Origin of the sequence: Enterococcus sp. (assembly GCF_032555305.1) — a bacterium.
GTDB lineage: Bacteria > Bacillota > Bacilli > Lactobacillales > Enterococcaceae > Enterococcus_A.
On record NZ_JAWGOQ010000002.1, the window covers coordinates 168,437 to 185,050 of the forward strand.

General features: G+C 41.1%; 18 protein-coding genes. 13 read left to right on the forward strand and 5 right to left on the reverse strand.

The genetic code is table 11. The features are described 5' to 3' along the window. The first annotated feature begins 171 nt into the window (after positions 1–171). From E6139_RS02440 to E6139_RS02500, 13 genes are all read left to right on the forward strand, one after another. A complete protein-coding gene (locus E6139_RS02440; protein WP_316401456.1) occupies positions 172–1,380 on the forward strand; it encodes a MalY/PatB family protein in 1,209 nt (402 codons plus the stop codon). Then, complete coding sequence (locus E6139_RS02445) at positions 1,377–2,474, forward strand: PLP-dependent transferase (protein ID WP_316401457.1); 1,098 nt, start codon at positions 1,377–1,379, stop codon at positions 2,472–2,474. Before E6139_RS02440 ends, E6139_RS02445 begins: the two co-directional genes overlap by 4 nt. Before the next feature lie 17 nt (positions 2,475–2,491). Continuing rightward, the gene (locus E6139_RS02450; RefSeq protein ID WP_316401458.1) at positions 2,492–3,400 is read left to right on the forward strand and encodes a LysR family transcriptional regulator; all 909 of its coding nucleotides are present in this window, start codon (positions 2,492–2,494) and stop codon (positions 3,398–3,400) included. A gap of 224 nt (positions 3,401–3,624) precedes the next feature. Next, a complete protein-coding gene (locus tag E6139_RS02455; protein ID WP_316401459.1) occupies positions 3,625–4,176 on the forward strand; it encodes a hypothetical protein in 552 nt (183 codons plus the stop codon). Positions 4,177–4,668: 492 nt separating this feature from the next. Beyond that, a complete protein-coding gene (locus tag E6139_RS02460) occupies positions 4,669–5,190 on the forward strand; it encodes a hypothetical protein (protein ID WP_316401460.1) in 522 nt (173 codons plus the stop codon). Between the two features lie 395 nt (positions 5,191–5,585). Beyond that, positions 5,586–6,305, forward strand: a complete 720-nt coding sequence (locus E6139_RS02465; RefSeq protein ID WP_316401461.1) for an alpha/beta family hydrolase — start codon at positions 5,586–5,588, stop codon at positions 6,303–6,305. A 106-nt stretch (positions 6,306–6,411) separates the two neighbouring features. Beyond that, complete coding sequence (locus tag E6139_RS02470) at positions 6,412–7,296, forward strand: MurR/RpiR family transcriptional regulator (RefSeq protein WP_316401462.1); 885 nt, start codon at positions 6,412–6,414, stop codon at positions 7,294–7,296. Positions 7,297–7,415: 119 nt separating this feature from the next. Beyond that, positions 7,416–7,934: a GNAT family protein gene (locus tag E6139_RS02475; RefSeq protein WP_316401463.1), complete on the forward strand. Its 519-nt coding sequence runs from the start codon at positions 7,416–7,418 to the stop codon at positions 7,932–7,934. Between the two features lie 318 nt (positions 7,935–8,252). Further along, complete coding sequence (locus E6139_RS02480; protein WP_316401464.1) at positions 8,253–8,900, forward strand: response regulator transcription factor; 648 nt, start codon at positions 8,253–8,255, stop codon at positions 8,898–8,900. Continuing rightward, positions 8,881–10,254 carry a HAMP domain-containing sensor histidine kinase gene (locus E6139_RS02485; protein ID WP_316401465.1) on the forward strand — a complete coding sequence of 458 codons (1,374 nt, stop codon included), beginning with the start codon at positions 8,881–8,883 and terminating at the stop codon, positions 10,252–10,254. Before E6139_RS02480 ends, E6139_RS02485 begins: the two co-directional genes overlap by 20 nt. Positions 10,255–10,327: 73 nt before the next feature. Further along, a complete protein-coding gene (locus tag E6139_RS02490) occupies positions 10,328–10,459 on the forward strand; it encodes a hypothetical protein (protein ID WP_316401466.1) in 132 nt (43 codons plus the stop codon). Further along, entirely contained in the window at positions 10,459–11,268 is an 810-nt protein-coding gene (locus E6139_RS02495) for a metallophosphoesterase (protein ID WP_316401467.1), read from the forward strand. Before E6139_RS02490 ends, E6139_RS02495 begins: the two co-directional genes overlap by 1 nt. Positions 11,269–11,542: 274 nt before the next feature. Then, on the forward strand, positions 11,543–12,556 hold the full coding sequence (locus E6139_RS02500; RefSeq protein WP_316401468.1) for a DUF4767 domain-containing protein: 1,014 nt from the start codon (positions 11,543–11,545) through the stop codon (positions 12,554–12,556). A gap of 188 nt (positions 12,557–12,744) precedes the next feature. On the opposite strand, the gene E6139_RS02505 is transcribed toward E6139_RS02500, so the two are convergent. From E6139_RS02505 to E6139_RS02525, 5 genes are all read right to left on the reverse strand, one after another. Continuing rightward, positions 12,745–14,481, reverse strand: a complete 1,737-nt coding sequence (locus E6139_RS02505; protein WP_316401469.1) for an adhesin — start codon at positions 14,479–14,481, stop codon at positions 12,745–12,747. Between the two features lie 224 nt (positions 14,482–14,705). Then, entirely contained in the window at positions 14,706–15,329 is a 624-nt protein-coding gene (locus E6139_RS02510) for a hypothetical protein (RefSeq protein WP_316401470.1), read from the reverse strand. Positions 15,330–15,377: 48 nt separating this feature from the next. Beyond that, positions 15,378–15,761: a hypothetical protein gene (locus E6139_RS02515; protein WP_316401562.1), complete on the reverse strand. Its 384-nt coding sequence runs from the start codon at positions 15,759–15,761 to the stop codon at positions 15,378–15,380. Between the two features lie 78 nt (positions 15,762–15,839). Then, positions 15,840–16,052 carry a DUF2922 family protein gene (locus E6139_RS02520; protein ID WP_316401471.1) on the reverse strand — a complete coding sequence of 71 codons (213 nt, stop codon included), beginning with the start codon at positions 16,050–16,052 and terminating at the stop codon, positions 15,840–15,842. Between the two features lie 18 nt (positions 16,053–16,070). Next, positions 16,071–16,274, reverse strand: coding sequence for a hypothetical protein (locus E6139_RS02525; RefSeq protein WP_316401472.1), 204 nt, complete (start codon positions 16,272–16,274; stop codon positions 16,071–16,073). Positions 16,275–16,614: the final 340 nt, after the last annotated feature.

The window sequence follows — 16,614 nt, forward strand, 5'->3', positions numbered from 1 at the left end:
TTCTCACGGGTTAACGCTCGTTAGACGGTTGCGATCGTTATCTCGCCGAGTTTCGCATGGAACTGTCGAGGTATTTTTATAATACGAATTTGGGTGGTAACACGGTATAAGCCGTCCCTTTGTCTAATTATGACAAAGGGGCGTTTTTTTTTACAAAAAAGGAGTGAACGAATGGAAACAGCAGATTTTATTCAAACCTATTACCGAGAAAGAAAACAAACGGATTCCTTGAAATGGGACGCACTAAAGGAACGCTACGGAAACGAAAATTTGCTGCCTTTATGGGTAGCAGACATGGATTTTTCTGCTCCATCCTCCGTTCAAGAGGCACTTAAGGAACGGATTGAGCATGGGATTTTTGGCTATTCATTAGTCCCAGAGAACTATTTCTCTGCTTATGACGGATGGCAAAAAAGACATGAACAGACTAGCTTCCAACCAGAGTGGCTGCACTTTACCTCGGTCGTTGTTCAAGGCCTCTATGATTTGATCACTTGTTTTACGGAGGAAGGAGATCAAATCATTGTTCAACCACCTGTGTATTATCCTTTCTTCGATATGATCAGAGACCAGAAGCGTCAGCTTGTGACTTCAAATTTAGTTGAAACACCGTCTGGCTATCAAATGGACCTGGTTCATTTTGAACGACAGCTGATCGAAAATGACATCAAGCTGTTCATTCTGTGTTCTCCTCACAATCCAGTCGGACGTGTTTGGAGTAAAGAGGAACTTAAAACGATCCTTAGCTTGTGTCAAAAATATGGGGTACTGGTCATTTCCGACGAAATCCATTCTGATTTGATCTTAACAGGAAAATCCTTTGTTTCGGCAGTGACAGTGGCTAAAGAGGCAGATTTTTTAGATCAGCTGATTGTCTGCAACGCACCATCAAAAACGTTCAATTTAGCATCACTTTTGAATGCCCACATCTGGTTGCCAGGCGAAAATTTGCGCAAACAGTATCAGAAATGGGAAAGTCTTCACCACCATACAGGTATAAGCGTTTTGGGACAAGTGGCGGCGATCGCTGCTTACGAAACAGGGGATGATTGGCTGCGTGATTTGTTAGCCATCGTAGAAGAAAACTATCAGCTATTACAACGACAGCTCTTGAATGCTATACCAGAAATCAAGCTTAGCGAGCTTCAAGGAACCTACTTGGCTTGGTTGGACTTAAGAGACTGGCTGTCAACGGAAGCTGATGTAAAGAATACCGTCCAAAATCAGGCTAAATTGGCAATTGATTACGGGGAATGGTTTTCATCTGAAACAAAAGGATTTATCCGTATCAATTTGGCAACAAAATCGGAGAATATCCAAAAAGCAATAACAAATTTAATTGAGGTTGATCGCAAGCTTAAGGGAGGAAATGGAGAATGAACTATCATACAGCAACAGAATTGGCGCAGATTGGGAATCATAGTGATAAGCAGACAGGAGCGGTCTCGGCACCAATCTACTTATCGACGACTTTTTCCCACCCAGAGCTGGGACATAGTACGGGCTATGACTATACACGGACAAAAAATCCTACTCGAACGATTTTAGAAGAAGCATTGGCGAAGTTAGAAGGAGGCAGTCATGGGATTGTAACTAGCTCTGGCATGAGCGCGATCCAGTTAGTTTTCAACTACTTCCCAGCTAAAAGCGAGTTCTTAGTTTCCCGTGATCTATATGGCGGAAGTTATCGATATTTTCAAGAATTAGAACGACAAAGTGCTGCAGTCTTTCATTATTTTGACGATTTCGACAGCCTTAAAAGCCAACTGACCGAAAAGATCGACGCTGTCTTTTTAGAAACACCAACGAACCCTTTGATGCAAGAGGTCTCGATTGCCGATACCGCGAAACTAGCTCAACAAAAGCAGTCGCTATTGATCGTGGACAATACCTTCTCAACGCCATTAAGACAGCAGCCTTTAAAGGCAGGGGCAGACATCGTCGTTCATTCAGGCACGAAGTTTTTAAGCGGACATAATGATATTTTGGCAGGGGTCGTGGTGGCAAAGGATTCTGACATAGGTGAGAAATTAGCTTGGCTTAGCAATACGACCGGACCAACGCTATCAAGCTTTGACAGCTGGTTGTTTATTCGCAGCTTGAAAACATTAAAGGTTCGTTTTGAACAGCAAGAACGCAATGCACAGGAAATCGCTGAAGCTTTGGGACAATTTCCTCAAGTAGAAAAGGTGCTTTATCCCGGGATTGGTGGAATGATCAGCTTTTTGGTCACTGACGCAAGTAAAATCACACATTTTTTAACTCAATTACAGCTAATTACTTTTGCGGAAAGCTTAGGCGGAGTAGAGACCTTGATCACTTATCCGACAACTCAAACACATGCGGATATCCCGCAGGAGCTGCGAGAGTCCTACGGTTTGACTGACAACCTGCTACGCCTTTCGATCGGGATCGAAGATAGTCAAGATCTGCTGACGGATCTGACTCAGGCCTTCAATGTCTTTGATGATTAGATGAAGGGAGGCAGCTCATGAATTTACAGCAATATCGTTATGTTCAAACGATCGCGAAAGTGGGGAGCTTCAGCCAGGCGGCTAAAGAATTATTTGTTACGCAGCCTAGCCTTTCCAGTTCAATCAAAGAGGTGGAGAGCGAACTGAATGTTCAGCTTTTTCATCGCTCAAAATCCGGTGTCTGCTTAACAGAAGCCGGGAGTGACTTTTTGATCTACGCCAAACGGATATTAGCTCAGGTAGAAGACATGGAGAAGCATTTTTTACTAGGAACAAAGAGAAGTTTTTCTGTGATCTCTCAGCATTATGACTTCCTTTATGAACCGTTTATGGCAGTGACGGAAGAATTTCAATCTGTTTGTCAGAACTTTTCTCTTATTGAAACAACAACAAAAACGATTCTTGAGAGTATTCGCGATTTCGAAAGCGAACTGGGGATTCTTTACCTGAATCCCCAGAACAAAAGACTGCTAGAGCGATATTTTAGCCAAGAAAGTCTCAATTTCGAAGTGTTGGGAAACTTCTCCACGCACATATACTTAGGCAGGCATCATCCTCTGGCCGCCAAACAAGTGGTAACGAAGGACGACCTTGCTTGCTATCCGCAGGTTCGTTTTGTCCAAGAGGATAGCGGCGCCGCTCATTTAGATGAGGACCCGTTGGATACTTCCAAAGAACAGTCGACTTATTATACTAGCGATCGCGGGACCTTGATGAATCTTCTAGCTGCCTCGGATGCCTACGCATCTGGGTTAGGTATCATCAAGGGATTGACAAAAAATCAAATCGTCTTGCGACCGCTAAAAGCTGCTGATGTTCATTCATTAGTGGTGATTACGAATAAAATGCGTAAACAAACTGAGATGGGAGAATTTTTTTTGAGGGAATTGAAGAATACACTAAAAGATATTTTAATCGCCCAATGATATAAAGAAAGCATTGATTTATATGAGACCGATTTTTACGAAATAGCTGAATCAACCGCCTTATTTCGCTCTTTCAATAAGTTTGAAAAGCGCTTAACAAATTAAATTATCATTTTTTTTAAATTATTCCAAAAAAAACAATTTTTGTTATTGCCCAATCATCTAGGCTCAGAGCTCGCCATCACTTATACTTAACTAAAGAGCAACAATAGGAGGTTGATCACGTGGGAATATGGGCTCAGAAAGAACTGTTGCATTATGGTGAGTATCGGGTTGGTCGTGTCATTTTGATTACCACGTTGAAGGGCGAAATGACACTCAAATTCAATGTCCTAAATAAAGCTGGAGACATTTTATACAAGTTCAGACAAAACATGGATGCAGACAATTTCGAAGTGATAGTGGAGTCTTTAACGTCCAACGAAATCGTAGATATTCAGCAAATTTTCAGCAATAATCAGGCTGAATGGGGAGAGTGCAGCTTGGAGGACACTCTAGGGATTTTTGGACTGGAGCTGGTAGATAATTCTGAAATGCTGAAATATGGTCAAAACGAAAATGACACAGTGATCAGCTATTCTTTTCATTCAAGTTTGGAGGAAACAGGTGCAGCTTCAAATAATGTAGAATTTTTTGAAGAAGGAACCTCAGAGCAGGATATCATTGGCAACTATTTAATGCCTAAGCTTTTAGCAAATGAGGGATCAGATACGCTAAAATTGAAGATTGTAGAGAAGGGCGAGCTAAAGTGCTATAGAATAACCTTGAGTGCATAGTTTTTTAGATGGCGCTAAAGAGAATTTCAGCGTGAGTTTTTTCCATTTGTTTATACTAAAACGACCTATCAATCAAACAAGAACGAAGAATTTGAAACGTTGATCTGTAAAGGGATCAGCGTTTTTTTGTGCAGCAATCTCTGCCATCTATTTAATCATTTCGAGTGAAAGTGTCAGAGCCTTTCTTTCGTTCATAATGATAAAACAAAATAATATGAATAAAAATAAAAAAAAGAATTATTCAAATTGGTAATTAAAAGAAAAAAGATAGGCAACCTCCCGAATTCAATGACGTGCTATTATTTTTTCAACAATTGATTTATGAATACATCGTTTCCTTTAAAATTTTCGAATGAAAAAGCTTAGCTAAATGAAATCGTTAACTATTACATAGCTGAAACCACTATCTGGCAAACGATATTTCATAATTTCACCATATCGATTTTCAAATTGAGCCAGTCAGATTATTTCATCATGAAGGAGTGAATAAAGATGTACTATAAAAAACTATATGCGATTTATTCTAGCAATGAAGATTTTGGGTATGTTACAGGAATCAGTGTTATTGAGGGTTCAAAATTTCTGAATACAACAAGGGTACTATCAGAAACGTGTCAAAAGAATGAAATTCCGATCTTCGCTCACCTAGTCGCAAGTATAAAACTATATTCGGATAAACAGGCTGCCCAAGAGGCAATCAAGGAATTTGCGTTATGTTCCAATATTCCAAGTGTAAAAACTTTAGTAGCAAGAGAACTTGATGATCGCGAGCTGTTAATGATCGATCGCTGTCGCAGAGCTGTTAATGAACAAAATACGGCCTGGTCCTACCTGAGACAATTCAAACTTAGAAAGCTAAAATGTCCTTCCTGCAGTAACAAGAGTGTGGCTGATATGATCGTGGGCGAGACGAACTACCTTGTGATGTCAAATGAGACACCAATCCTCTCTGAAGAACAGTTTCAAAAACAAGTGAAGATATACTGCAACAAATGCGGGGAAAAGATAGTATAAAAATCTGTGTTTTCATTTATCAGCTGTTTAGCATTCAGGAGGGTGTGTGGGTGAAAAGAAGAACCTTTCGAAGAGAACCAATTGACTACGAACAGTATCGGGTTGGTCGGGTCATTTGAATCACCACGCTGAAGGACGAGACGTTAATCAAATGTGACAAACTAGAATTAGCGGGAAATGTCCTATACCGAAACATAGGAAGCATTAGAGAAATATCTGGTTTTAAGCTCATGATGAAGTATTAGACAACACAATCGAAATGAAATTTAGCAAAAAAAAAATATGGAACGGTATCGGCCTAGCGATTAGTCTTAGATTAGCCATGAGAAATCCTAAAGATTGCTGCTGAACTCGTGAAAATGATATGATGGCAACGATAGAAAGAGGAGATAACAGTGAAGAAATGGAAAAAGATTCTTCTGACTGTTCTGATCGGAATCGTTGTCGTGATGGTCGGGGGAGTAGCCTACCTAAAAACACAAACTTATGCTCCAACAGAGAGGGCACAACAGACAGCAGAAAAGGGGGAAAGCAGCAGAGATTGGCTTTACTTTCCTTCTAATGACAAGACCAAACCAATGATCATTTTTTATCCAGGAGCGCTAGTTGATCCGGAAAGCTATAGTCTATGGGCTCAAACTGTGGCTAAAGCAGGTTACCCCGTGTATATTCTGAAGATGCCCTTGGATTTGGCTGTTTTGGCACCGAATCGTGGAGAGAAGGTGCTTTCCGAACATCCTGATCGTGACTATGTGCTTGGCGGTCATTCATTAGGTGGAGTCATGGCCAGCCGTTTCGCGAAGGAGCATCCTGATAAATTGGCAGGGATGTTTTTCCTAGCTAGTTATCCAGATGAGAAGGGAAGCTTGGCTGGTACGGAGATCCCCATACTATCCCTGACTGGAGAGAATGATAAAGTGTTAAATCGCGAGACTTATCAGAAAGCCAAAGAAGATTTGCCGAAAAGTACGGATTATCAAGAAATAGCTGGAGGAAACCATGCGGGCTTTGGTGCTTATGGCGCACAAAAAGGCGATGGAACATCTACTATTGATAATCAAAACCAACAGGTCGCAGAACGATTGCTTGCGTGGTTAACAGAGAAAGTTGAATAGGTAGCAGCGCTGGTCAGATAATGTGATCAGCGTTTTTCGTGTTGCTGCTATCAAAAAATACTGCTACTCTGAGGATAAAGATACTGCTTTTCCATGAGGAGGAATTATGTTAGTAAACGAAAAGATAGAAAATTGTCCTGATCTAACCGCTTCTGAAAAAGTCGTTGCCGATTTTATTCTTAGTCTGGGCTTAGAGGTAAAAGAGCTTTCTACTGCGGAGATCGCAAAAAATACCTTTACCTCGCCAGCCACTGCGGTACGATTAGCACAAAAAATTGGTTTTTCTGGCTGGAATGAGCTTAAGGAGCGCTTATTTTCAGAGACGGAGTATTTAAATTCGCATTTTTCTGAAGTGGATGCCAATATTCCCTTTTCGGCGAATGACAGCTTTATGTCTGTCGCCAATAAAATCGGAGCACTTGAGATTGAAACAATACGCGACACGCTCGCTTTACTTGATTATAAAGTATTACACGAAGCTGCCCATCTATTGAACAATGCAAGGACAATACATGTTATCGGAACAAGCGTGTCATTAATGTTGGCAGAACAATTCAAATACAAAATGATTCGCATCGGCAGGAACGTGAACGTGTCAATGATTCATGGCGAACAGCTATACGAAAGTGAGCAGGTAAGTACAGACGATTGTGTGATCGTCTTAAGCTATTCCGGTGAAGATGCTTTTTTGAAAACGATCATGACGCGTTTAAATAAGAAGCAGGTAAACATGATTAGTGTGACGAATATCGGTTCGAACACCATCGCAAAATCCGCAAAACTGAATTTGTTTTGTTCAACACGTGAAAAGCTGAATCATAAAATCGGCGCTTTTTCGTCGGTTGGATCAATGGATTTTATTCTGGATGTCCTCTATTCCTGTATCTTTTCCATTGACTACAAGAAAAATTTGAACAAGCGCGTTGAATTAGCGAAGAAATATGAACTTAACCGGACTTCTGATACAAAGCAATTGATTGATGACGCATAAATAGTAAAGATTTAGAGCTTGATAATAGAAGGATTGACAGGTATTTTTAACAGACATACAATTCAATTAATAAATCATGAATCCGTTTTCTTAGATGCGGATTTGGAAAGAGAGCTAAAATGAAGTTGAATGAGGAGATTATTTATCGAAATCCCGTCGTAGAGGATGCGGAGGAGCTTGTCACTTTTTATAATCGTGTCGGTGGTGAAACAACCTATTTGAGCTTTACAGAAAATGAGTACCCGCTGAACGTGGAGGAGCAGAAAGCGAAAATTCTGAGTGTCGATCAGCAGCAGAATTCCGTCATGATTCTAGCGATCGCAGCAGATCAGATCGTTGGTATCGGAACAATTACTTCCAGTAATAAAATCAAGGCAAGACACTGCGGTGAGCTAGGTATTGTCGTTACCGAAAAATTTCAGGGACAAGGGATTGGCAGCGAATTGATTCGCCGAATGTTAGACTGGTCCAGAGCAAACGGTGTTACAACCAAAATTCAGTTAGACACTCGAACAGATAATCATGGAGCAGTGGAATTGTATCAGAAATTTGGCTTCGAAATTGAAGGCGAATTGAAGAATACCACCTTAATTGATGGAAAATACTACCATTTATATGTTATGGGATTGATGCTATAAGGCATTCTATAAACATAAGCGAGCGTCACGCAGCCTAATTGTGTGACGCTTTTTGTCAGTTTTGCTTTTAGCAGTTTAGAATGTATGACTGCTAAGTCATGATTTTAATCGAGTTAGTGATCAAACAGGTTAGCAGAATGATATTTGATCAGTAACGCCCGAATTTTTAGGTAAAGTATAAGATTCGTCACGTGTCTGCTCAATAGTGCAGATAAGGCTTCAAAATTTCATTGAAAAATTTATAATAGGGAAGGCCTATATCAAGAAATAGACAGTATACATAATTTTATTATCGTAATTTGCGAAAGGATTTTTTGAGTGAAGATTTTACTAGGTGAAGATGAAGATAAAATGCGGGAACTATTGCGGAAATTTTTCGAAAAGGAAGGCTATCAGGTAGTGGAAGCGAGTGATGGCGAAGCGGCTTTGGAAAAATTCTATGCCGAGACATTCGATTTGGCGGTTTTAGATTGGATGATGCCGAAGATGAGTGGTCTCGAAGTTGCGCAGCAGATGAAGCAGGAACGCAATATTAAGGTATTGATACTGACGGCAAAGGATCTGCCGGAGGATGAGATTAACGCATTGATAGCGGGTGTCGATGATTACTTGACCAAGCCTTTTCACGCGAAAGTCTTGCTGATTCGAGTGGCCAAATTATTAGGCGTCATCCAGCAGGATATCATGCAGCCGCTCGTTTTTGTTCCTAATGAAAAACGGGTTTTGCTAAATAATAGGGAATTAAATTTGACGAAAAGAGAGTACGACATGCTTTACTATCTCTATCAGAATCAAGGATTGGCACTGAGCCGCGAGCAGATTTTGCTTTCAGTCTGGGGATTGGATCATGAGAATGACGAAAGGACCGTCGACAGTTTTATCAGGATATTGCGGGATAAGCTTGGGAAAGACTTTATTCAGACTGTTTACGGGATAGGTTATCGCTTTGAACTACCGAAAAAATAGTTTGACTCGCTCCTTTATCCTGCGGGTTGGCATCATCTTTATCTTGATGCTTCTGCTTGCGGCACTGTTCTATCGCTGGATTTTTCCGACGTATTACTATTGGAGAATGGAGCAGCCAGTCAAGGATGCGCAGCAAGCTATTCAAAAGGGAGAAAACAAACAATTTCCAGATGATCTTATCGTTGTTTCCTTAGAAAATAAAGATGCCAACTCAGAAGAAGAACTGACGGAGGAGCTCACTTTTGGTCTAAATCGTGAAGGCATTTCACTGAATCGTTTCTGGGTAGATCGAACAACAATCAATGCGGTGAAATCGGGACGATCGGTACAGCGTCTATACCAGCAAAACAAACAAAAAAGTGATTTTTATACGATCTTTTTTAATCATGGGGACACCTTCTACTTAGTCGGTACTAGTATTCCCGATTTTAAAGCAGCGGTTCATACCCTGCTGCCAATTTTAGCCGCTGCCACGCTTTTATTTCTGCTGATCATATTCGGCTTGATGATCTTATTGGTTCGCAAGCAAATCATTGAGCCACTGCGGCGTCTGGAGCAAACAACCCGCAACATTTCTAAGTTAGATTTTGCGGATTCCGATGTTCATGAGGAAAATGAATTAGGCAGCTTAAGCCAATCGATTAATCAAATGAAGCATTCCTTGCAGCAGCACGAAAAGGAGATGCTGGAGCGCAACGATCAGTTGAAGGATTTTTCATCTAATCTTGCTCACGAGTTAAAAACTCCGTTGTCTGTTATGCAGCTGCTCGTGGATGGAGAAAATATGGGTTTGGAGAATCCGACATTCCTAGAAGATATTGATCAGCAATTAGCAAAGATGAATGACTTGGTCCGAGACATTTTATCCTACAGCCGACAGTTAAAAAAAGACATTCAGCTGGAAAAGGTGAGTATCCAAGAGGTCGTAGAACAGGAAGTGAAGCAGCAACAGCTGATCGATCCGAATTTCCAAATACGGCTTGAATTGGAAAAATCTCACATTCAGACGAATGAACAGCTGCTGAGGATGATTTTGGTCAACCTTCTGACTAATGGACTGAAATACAGCTTGGACAAACAAATGAAGATTTCGGGGAAAATTCGCGGCGATCACTATCAATTAATTTTTGAAAACACAGCCAAAAGTCTGACGAATCAGCAATTTTCCCAATTAGCCGAGCCCTTTGTCGTTGGTGAAGAATCTCGGAATGATCGTTTATCTGGTACAGGCTTGGGTCTTTCAATCGTCAATGAATCGTTGAAATCATTAGGCGGAGATTTGCTTCTACAGCAGGGAAATGATCACTTTAGCGTGACAGTAAATTTACCAATCGATCAAGAAACAGCACATTAATGCGTGCTGTTTTTTCTTTTGCACAAGTTTTGCATAATTGTTCGATATTCTTTGAGACACAGGAGGAGAGTATATGAACAATCAGACAAAACGAAAAGTGATTATTGGCGTGTTAATCCTAGCCTTGCTCCTGTCAGGTGGGGCATTACTTAAGCTGACGTTGCAAACGCCACTTAATAATTACTTAGAGAAAGCAGGAAAATAATGTTCAAAAAAATAATTGCGGCACTCATGCTGCTTGCGCTGTTCATCCCATTTTATGCCTTTAAGATCGAGCCAAACTTAGCCGTCGTCCATCAGCTGAAATTAGGTGATCAAAGCCAGCCCGCAGAAATAAAAGTCGTCCAGCTGTCCGATATTCAGGTATCTGAAAGCTATGAAACGAAGCGCTTAGACAAGGTAATCCGCAAAGTAAATCAGCAAAAGCCCGACATCATCGTATTCACAGGGGATCTGTTTGATAACTATTCCCAGTATCAGCATGAACAGGAGATCATCGAGAGACTGGGCCAAATGAAGGCTTCAATCGGAAAATATGCCGTTTGGGGAAATCATGATTATGGCGGTGGTGCTGCTAGAGTTTACGAAAGAGTCATGAATGCTGCTAATTTCACTGTTTTAAAAAATTCTGGAGAAACGATTTCGCTAAAGGACGGAAAAAAACTGTTCATTGGCGGACTGGATGATTCGCTGCTGGGAAATCCATCTGTCGACGAAACGTTAGCTTATCGGCAACGCTATGATTATTCGATCCTATTGACCCATGAACCAGATGTCGCAGACAAATTTATCGGAACAAATACCCAACTGATCTTAGCTGGTCACAGCCATGGCGGTCAGATTCGGCTGCCATTTTATCAAGTTAAGAATGTCTTAGCAGAGAAATATATCCGCGGACTATATGAACTGAGCGATCATACCAAGCTTTATGTCAATACTGGCTTGGGGACGACATCGATTCACGCAAGAATGGGGGTGCCGCCGGAAATCTCTGTCTTTCAAATCCATTTTTAAAGGAACAGATCATCACTTTAAAAATTATCTTCAACAAGGGATAGAGTCCATTGAATAATTAATGGTCTTTATCCTATTTTGGTTTTTGGGAAAGAAATCGTGGGTAACTAAAATTCCTCCCTAATGTAATACAGATGTTGCAGTATAATGAAAACAGAATGAAGGTTGGACTTTTAAGAAGCTAAACTTTTCTAATAGGGTAAAAAAAGCTTTCCTCTATCATCTTGTTTTAGTTATTATAACTATATAGTATTTATAAAACAGGAGTGATCACATGAAAAAAGCAATTATCAGTCTGAGTTTGTGTATGGGCTTATTAGGTTTAGCAGGGTGCAGCAAAGACGAGGCGCCAGCAAGTAAGAGTAAAAGTGAAGATACTATCAAAGTTTCAGAAACTTATTCCTCCAGTAAAAAGAACAAAGCAACAAGTGAAAAGGCTAGTACTTCAAAAACGACTGAACCATCTTCCGCGGAAACCGGTGAAAGCTCGACTGATACTAATATTGCAACTACCTTATGGGATACCAACAAATCTAGTGAACTTCAAAGCTTCATGCAGAGCTGGGGAAATACGATGGGTCAATCCTACAACGAATATCGCCCCGGGAATAATGTGAATTTTTACGGAATGCCGTTACCTGAAGCAGTTTTAGGAACGACTGACAGTCCATTGGCTGTAAATGACACCATTGTTTCGGCTGAGTGGTCTGATACAGGGGAATCATCTGCTCAATACAGTATCGTTGCAGTCTATTCTGATGCTCAAACGGCTTCTGGCATGGCTTCACGACACGTCTACTTCTTTGCCTTTACCAATAATCAGCCAGTGGTTTTAGTATCCATGCAGAATCAAGGAATGCCGGACAAAGCGCTGCACACCACTCAAACAGAAAACCAAGCGTTGAATAGTGGTTTCCAAGCTATTGCGGCAGGAAAATCGACGGAACCACCAGCGGCAGCTGCTCAACCAGAACCAGTGAACAACGATTGGACGTCAATGGAAGAAGCCATCGAATTTTATGAAGCGACTTACAAGAATCCAGCAAATGAAGTTAGCAAAGACATCGCCTGGGAAAATTACGATCGAAAATGCTGGAGTATGACAGAACAAGAGGGGAATCGCATCGTTCTTCATTGGTCTAATATCAGCGGAGCAGGCGGCAGCTATGTGAAGTTCATCAAATATGGCGACCGCACTGAAATCACTCATTACGATGGAAATATGTCTTATCCAGATAGTCCTAGTAAAAGATTCCATGTTCGAAACAGTGATCATCAAGTAATTTAAGCGGATATTTTTATTAATGCCTGTCGAATGATGGGCTTTTTTTAGACTCTAGCTTACCGATAGTCGTCCCAACTCAACTCTGACCATGAGTAACAAGCGGTAGACAAGTCGTATACAACATCTACAGCAAAATTACCTTTAAACAAATAGAGCGATGCCAGAAGACTCGATTAATGATTAAGCTCTCCCTAGTGTCTGCGTGTCGGTCTTCTTCTGTGCTGAATAAAAATGAACCCTCCAACAATGACAACAACTCCCACTAATCCGTACCATAAATAATGATTGCTCTTTTCGCTAGAAGCTGCCGCTTGATTACTACTAGTAATGGAGTTAGTTGTAGTGGCGGTGCTGTTATTTTCACTACTAGATTTTGTACTTTCACTGGTAGTCGTTTTGTTGGTAAAAGCTGTTGCCAGTTGAAAATGTTGGTCGAAAGCTGTTCGATCAATCGATGGATCACTTAATTGATTGGCATCATCAAGATTCACTTGGGTACTATAAGCCCCTGAAACAGTAACGGTAGTCGCTCCAGTTCCTTCAACGACTTTTTCTCCATTCGCTACAACATTAACAGTTTTGCCTTCGCCATCGACAATCTTGCCACCTGACGCCACATTCAAATTGGTTACCTGTGAATCCTCAGTAACCACCCATTTCGATGTTTTATCAACATTGATCGTAATAGGAGAATCAGTGGGATTGGTATTCACATCATTTGTAGTAATTTCAGTACTTCCACTATAAGTAGAGCCTTCAGTCAGCGTAAGGTTAAGGCTGCTGATCGAGTCCACACTGATCTTACCAGCTAGTTTTTGGTCGATCCCTGTGAAATTAACTATGCCCCCGTTGCTTCCGGCGGTTCCCCAATTATTTGAATTATTTCCTTGAATGGTCATCAATGCGGCTCTATCGTTATCAAAATCCAGCTTAGTATCCTGCAAAACGATATTCGCCTCAGTATTTGTGACATAAAACATGGTTCCCTCTGTAGCACTTTTTAAAGTGGAGTTGACCGCTTCAAAGGTTGCTGTTTCGCCAGTGGTTGATTCTGCGTCACCAGAAGTAGACTGATAAATAATCACGCCATTTGCGATAGGATCGCTGGCGGTTGCTTCGGTTAGCTCACTAGTCAAATCAGAATTGTATATCTGAATCGAATTAAAACCTTCCATTCCGGCAATCTGACTGCCCGTAGACGTTCCTTTCACATTATTTACTTCGATATCTCCAGTAGAATAAAGCAGGGGAGAACCTGAGCCATGCGTTGTAAACTGACTATCAGTTACGGAGATATTTCCGCCACCACGATCGGTTGCTAAAGCGGCACTGTGATCTCCTTTGGTATTAATCGTGGTTTTATTAGCGATAATGGTGCCGCCATAAGTCGCATCCATGCCGCGAGAGTTATCAGCTTCAGTCGCAATGGTATTGTCATTCGCGTAAATCATTCCTTTATCCGTTGCAAATAACCCATTACTTCCTTTATCACTGGCAGTCAATTGACTATTGGAAAGATAAGCCAAGGAGTTTTCATTTACTGATAATAAAATAGAATTCAACCCGTAAAAGTTACTATTATCATCATTCGCACTTTCACCGGACTTTTCCAAAGCGGCTTCGGTAAGAGTCAATTTCCCGCCATTTTTTACCAGCACCGTGTTTTCATCACCAGTAGTTGAACTGTGACTTTCACTTTTCGAGCTTGATTCCTGATTATCGGCTACTAAACTGCCTTTCAATTCTCCGCTGTAATCGTAGGTCATCGTATCTGCACCACCGGGTCCACCACCTCCTTCTGGCGGGGCTTCAGGAGCACCACCTTGTTCAACGGCGAACACTATGGCAGAGGACACATTTGTGGCGCTCATTACTAAAGTACCGATTAATAAAATCTCAGCCGTTCGTTTAAAAATTACTTGGACCATCAAAAATCCTCCTTTTTACTAACTTCAACGTCTACTATAGTTGTTGAAGCTTAAAACAAGCTAAACGTTGAATGGTTCGATTGATACAAATCCTAGAAGGGTTCATGTACATCCTTTCATAATTGATTGAATCAATATCTGTAATTTCCCTCGCAGGTGTCAGTGGAAATTTGTTCCCTACGCAATATTCAGTTTTCAAGGATCGGATTTAATCGCGAAAAAGGTTATTCCCGCGGGAGAATTGGAGGGTCCTCCTTATTGCGGTTCGTCCTGCTAAAGAATCGTTTCAGCCAGCCTTCTTTCCTGTTGGTTGGTGTATATACAGGCTGTTGTTGTGAGCTAGAAGTCGGCAGAACGGTCTCCTGTTCGTGTTTCTCAAGCGTTGGACAAGTAAGTTCCACACGAGGGAAATCCTCTTTCTCCGTATTTTTCACTTCCACCACTTCTGTTAATGGTCGTACAAGCGTTTGCTTCACTGAACCCAATAAAGGGATGCGAGGAGGCATCAACCTTTCTCTTTCTTTAGGCTGAGCTGTTTCTTCCTCCACCACTTCAAAACAGCGCACTTCTTCACACGTTGGTTCTTGAGCAGGTTTGCCATAATAAGTAAGCCCCTTTGTTTCATGTTCTGGATCAAATATTAAGGTATCGATAGTGGTTACAACCTTTGCGGTCACAATAGAATCAAATAGGTTTACGCCTTTTTCTGTACAAATGTCTAGTTTTGTTAGTAGTTCGCAAGCTTCTTTGATCTTTGGTACCGGCAGGTCGGGGTCGAGACCTTTATATTTCCAGTCATGCGTCCCACCATCACCTTTTCCAAAGGTTACGATTAAATCCTCGGTCATTGTTTTTTATCCTTTCTTTGATTATTTTTTCTGCGTAGCTAGTGATTATCAAGGTTCGTTGGTTTCTTCGGGACGGGCAAATGAAAAGAAGGAACGGACTTTTGACACGACTGTTTCACCGAATTTTCTTTGTGGAAGAACTTTTAAACGCAACGTTTTCCACTCAGGTGCCATAAAGTAATCTTCAAAGTAGTGGAAGAAACGCTTCATGGTGCGAGTCGCTTTCGTATTCATAAACAGTTCACGGACGAGATCCTTTAGAAAGTGATCAAACTCCGTCGCTCCCAGCTGGTTGCGAACCTTAAGAGTCAAAATATATTGAATCGTGACACTACTGTTTTGTGTAGCTTGATAAAAATTCGTGATACGGGTTTCCAGTGTTTTCGGTTTTAAATTGAATAGCTGCCGGAACGACAGGGGTTGGATCTGCATCATGGGTTCTCATCCTCTCTTTTTTAGTAGAGGAAGGCGGCAGCGCTGCCGGCTTTCCTCAATCGTTAATTTGTTGATTTAGAAAATAATTCGTTCAGTTGTTTCGACGTACTTGGCGGTCTCTACGGTGTGGAACATCTCGGCACCGTCTTTCTGACAAAGCTTCACGTCGGTCATTTGTCCTAACAGACCTTTGATCTCGGTGTCAGTTTTCAAGGTATTTGGATCTTTAAAGCTCCAGGTGTGGTTCTTGCCAGAGCTGTTTTTAAAGGTTGCGACGATTTTTAGCATGTAGTTTCTCTCCCTTCATTATTTGGTGTAGCGTGATTGGCTGGTTAGGACGACACCGTATAACTCGCTGCCTTCAACGGCTAATCCTTTCATGATCTCGCCTAGTTCAAGGACTTTTTCCTCACTTGGCTCTTCGATCACATTTGAGAAGGTGATCTTCTCGATTTTTTCTCCGCCTGCGTCGATCTCTATTTGTAGTTTGTTTCCGATGTGTTGAATCATTGTTGTTTCCTCCTGTTTGATTTTTTTGTTCCGGCCGTTGACTACAAGATAGCGGATTTCCCAAAAAAGTGCGAATCGCAAATTGACCAAAAAGGGGGGCAATTTGACCTGTTTTTGGGCAAAAAACGCGGTTTTCGGCTAAAAAGTGGTCAAATTGGGGGTATAACTGGTAAATTTGGGATTTGACAATTCGGATGGAAAAAGGAGATAATAAATAGTTTAGGTTTATTTGATGAAAATTAGGAATCACTCAAACAAAAAGTTTTTTTGGGGTGATAAACCTAGCTTAGACTATGCGATTAAGACAAGAATGTGGAAGAAGAAGCGGTAATTTGAACTT

Bases quoted from the DNA above. Each gene is read 5' to 3' on its own strand.
- E6139_RS02470 (WP_316401462.1), top strand. From the start codon at position 6,412: ATGTTAGTAAACGAAAAGATAGAAAATTGTCCTGATCTAACCGCTTCT.
- E6139_RS02495 (WP_316401467.1), top strand. From the start codon at position 10,459: ATGTTCAAAAAAATAATTGCGGCACTCATGCTGCTTGCGCTGTTCATC.
- E6139_RS02505 (WP_316401469.1), bottom strand. From the start codon at position 14,481: ATGGTCCAAGTAATTTTTAAACGAACGGCTGAGATTTTATTAATCGGT.
- E6139_RS02500 (WP_316401468.1), top strand. From the start codon at position 11,543: ATGAAAAAAGCAATTATCAGTCTGAGTTTGTGTATGGGCTTATTAGGT.
- E6139_RS02475 (WP_316401463.1), top strand. From the start codon at position 7,416: ATGAAGTTGAATGAGGAGATTATTTATCGAAATCCCGTCGTAGAGGAT.
- E6139_RS02520 (WP_316401471.1), bottom strand. From the start codon at position 16,052: ATGCTAAAAATCGTCGCAACCTTTAAAAACAGCTCTGGCAAGAACCAC.
- E6139_RS02490 (WP_316401466.1), top strand. From the start codon at position 10,328: ATGAACAATCAGACAAAACGAAAAGTGATTATTGGCGTGTTAATCCTA.
- E6139_RS02525 (WP_316401472.1), bottom strand. From the start codon at position 16,274: ATGATTCAACACATCGGAAACAAACTACAAATAGAGATCGACGCAGGC.
- E6139_RS02445 (WP_316401457.1), top strand. From the start codon at position 1,377: ATGAACTATCATACAGCAACAGAATTGGCGCAGATTGGGAATCATAGT.
- E6139_RS02440 (WP_316401456.1), top strand. From the start codon at position 172: ATGGAAACAGCAGATTTTATTCAAACCTATTACCGAGAAAGAAAACAA.
- E6139_RS02510 (WP_316401470.1), bottom strand. From the start codon at position 15,329: ATGACCGAGGATTTAATCGTAACCTTTGGAAAAGGTGATGGTGGGACG.
- E6139_RS02460 (WP_316401460.1), top strand. From the start codon at position 4,669: ATGTACTATAAAAAACTATATGCGATTTATTCTAGCAATGAAGATTTT.
- E6139_RS02515 (WP_316401562.1), bottom strand. From the start codon at position 15,761: ATGCAGATCCAACCCCTGTCGTTCCGGCAGCTATTCAATTTAAAACCG.
- E6139_RS02450 (WP_316401458.1), top strand. From the start codon at position 2,492: ATGAATTTACAGCAATATCGTTATGTTCAAACGATCGCGAAAGTGGGG.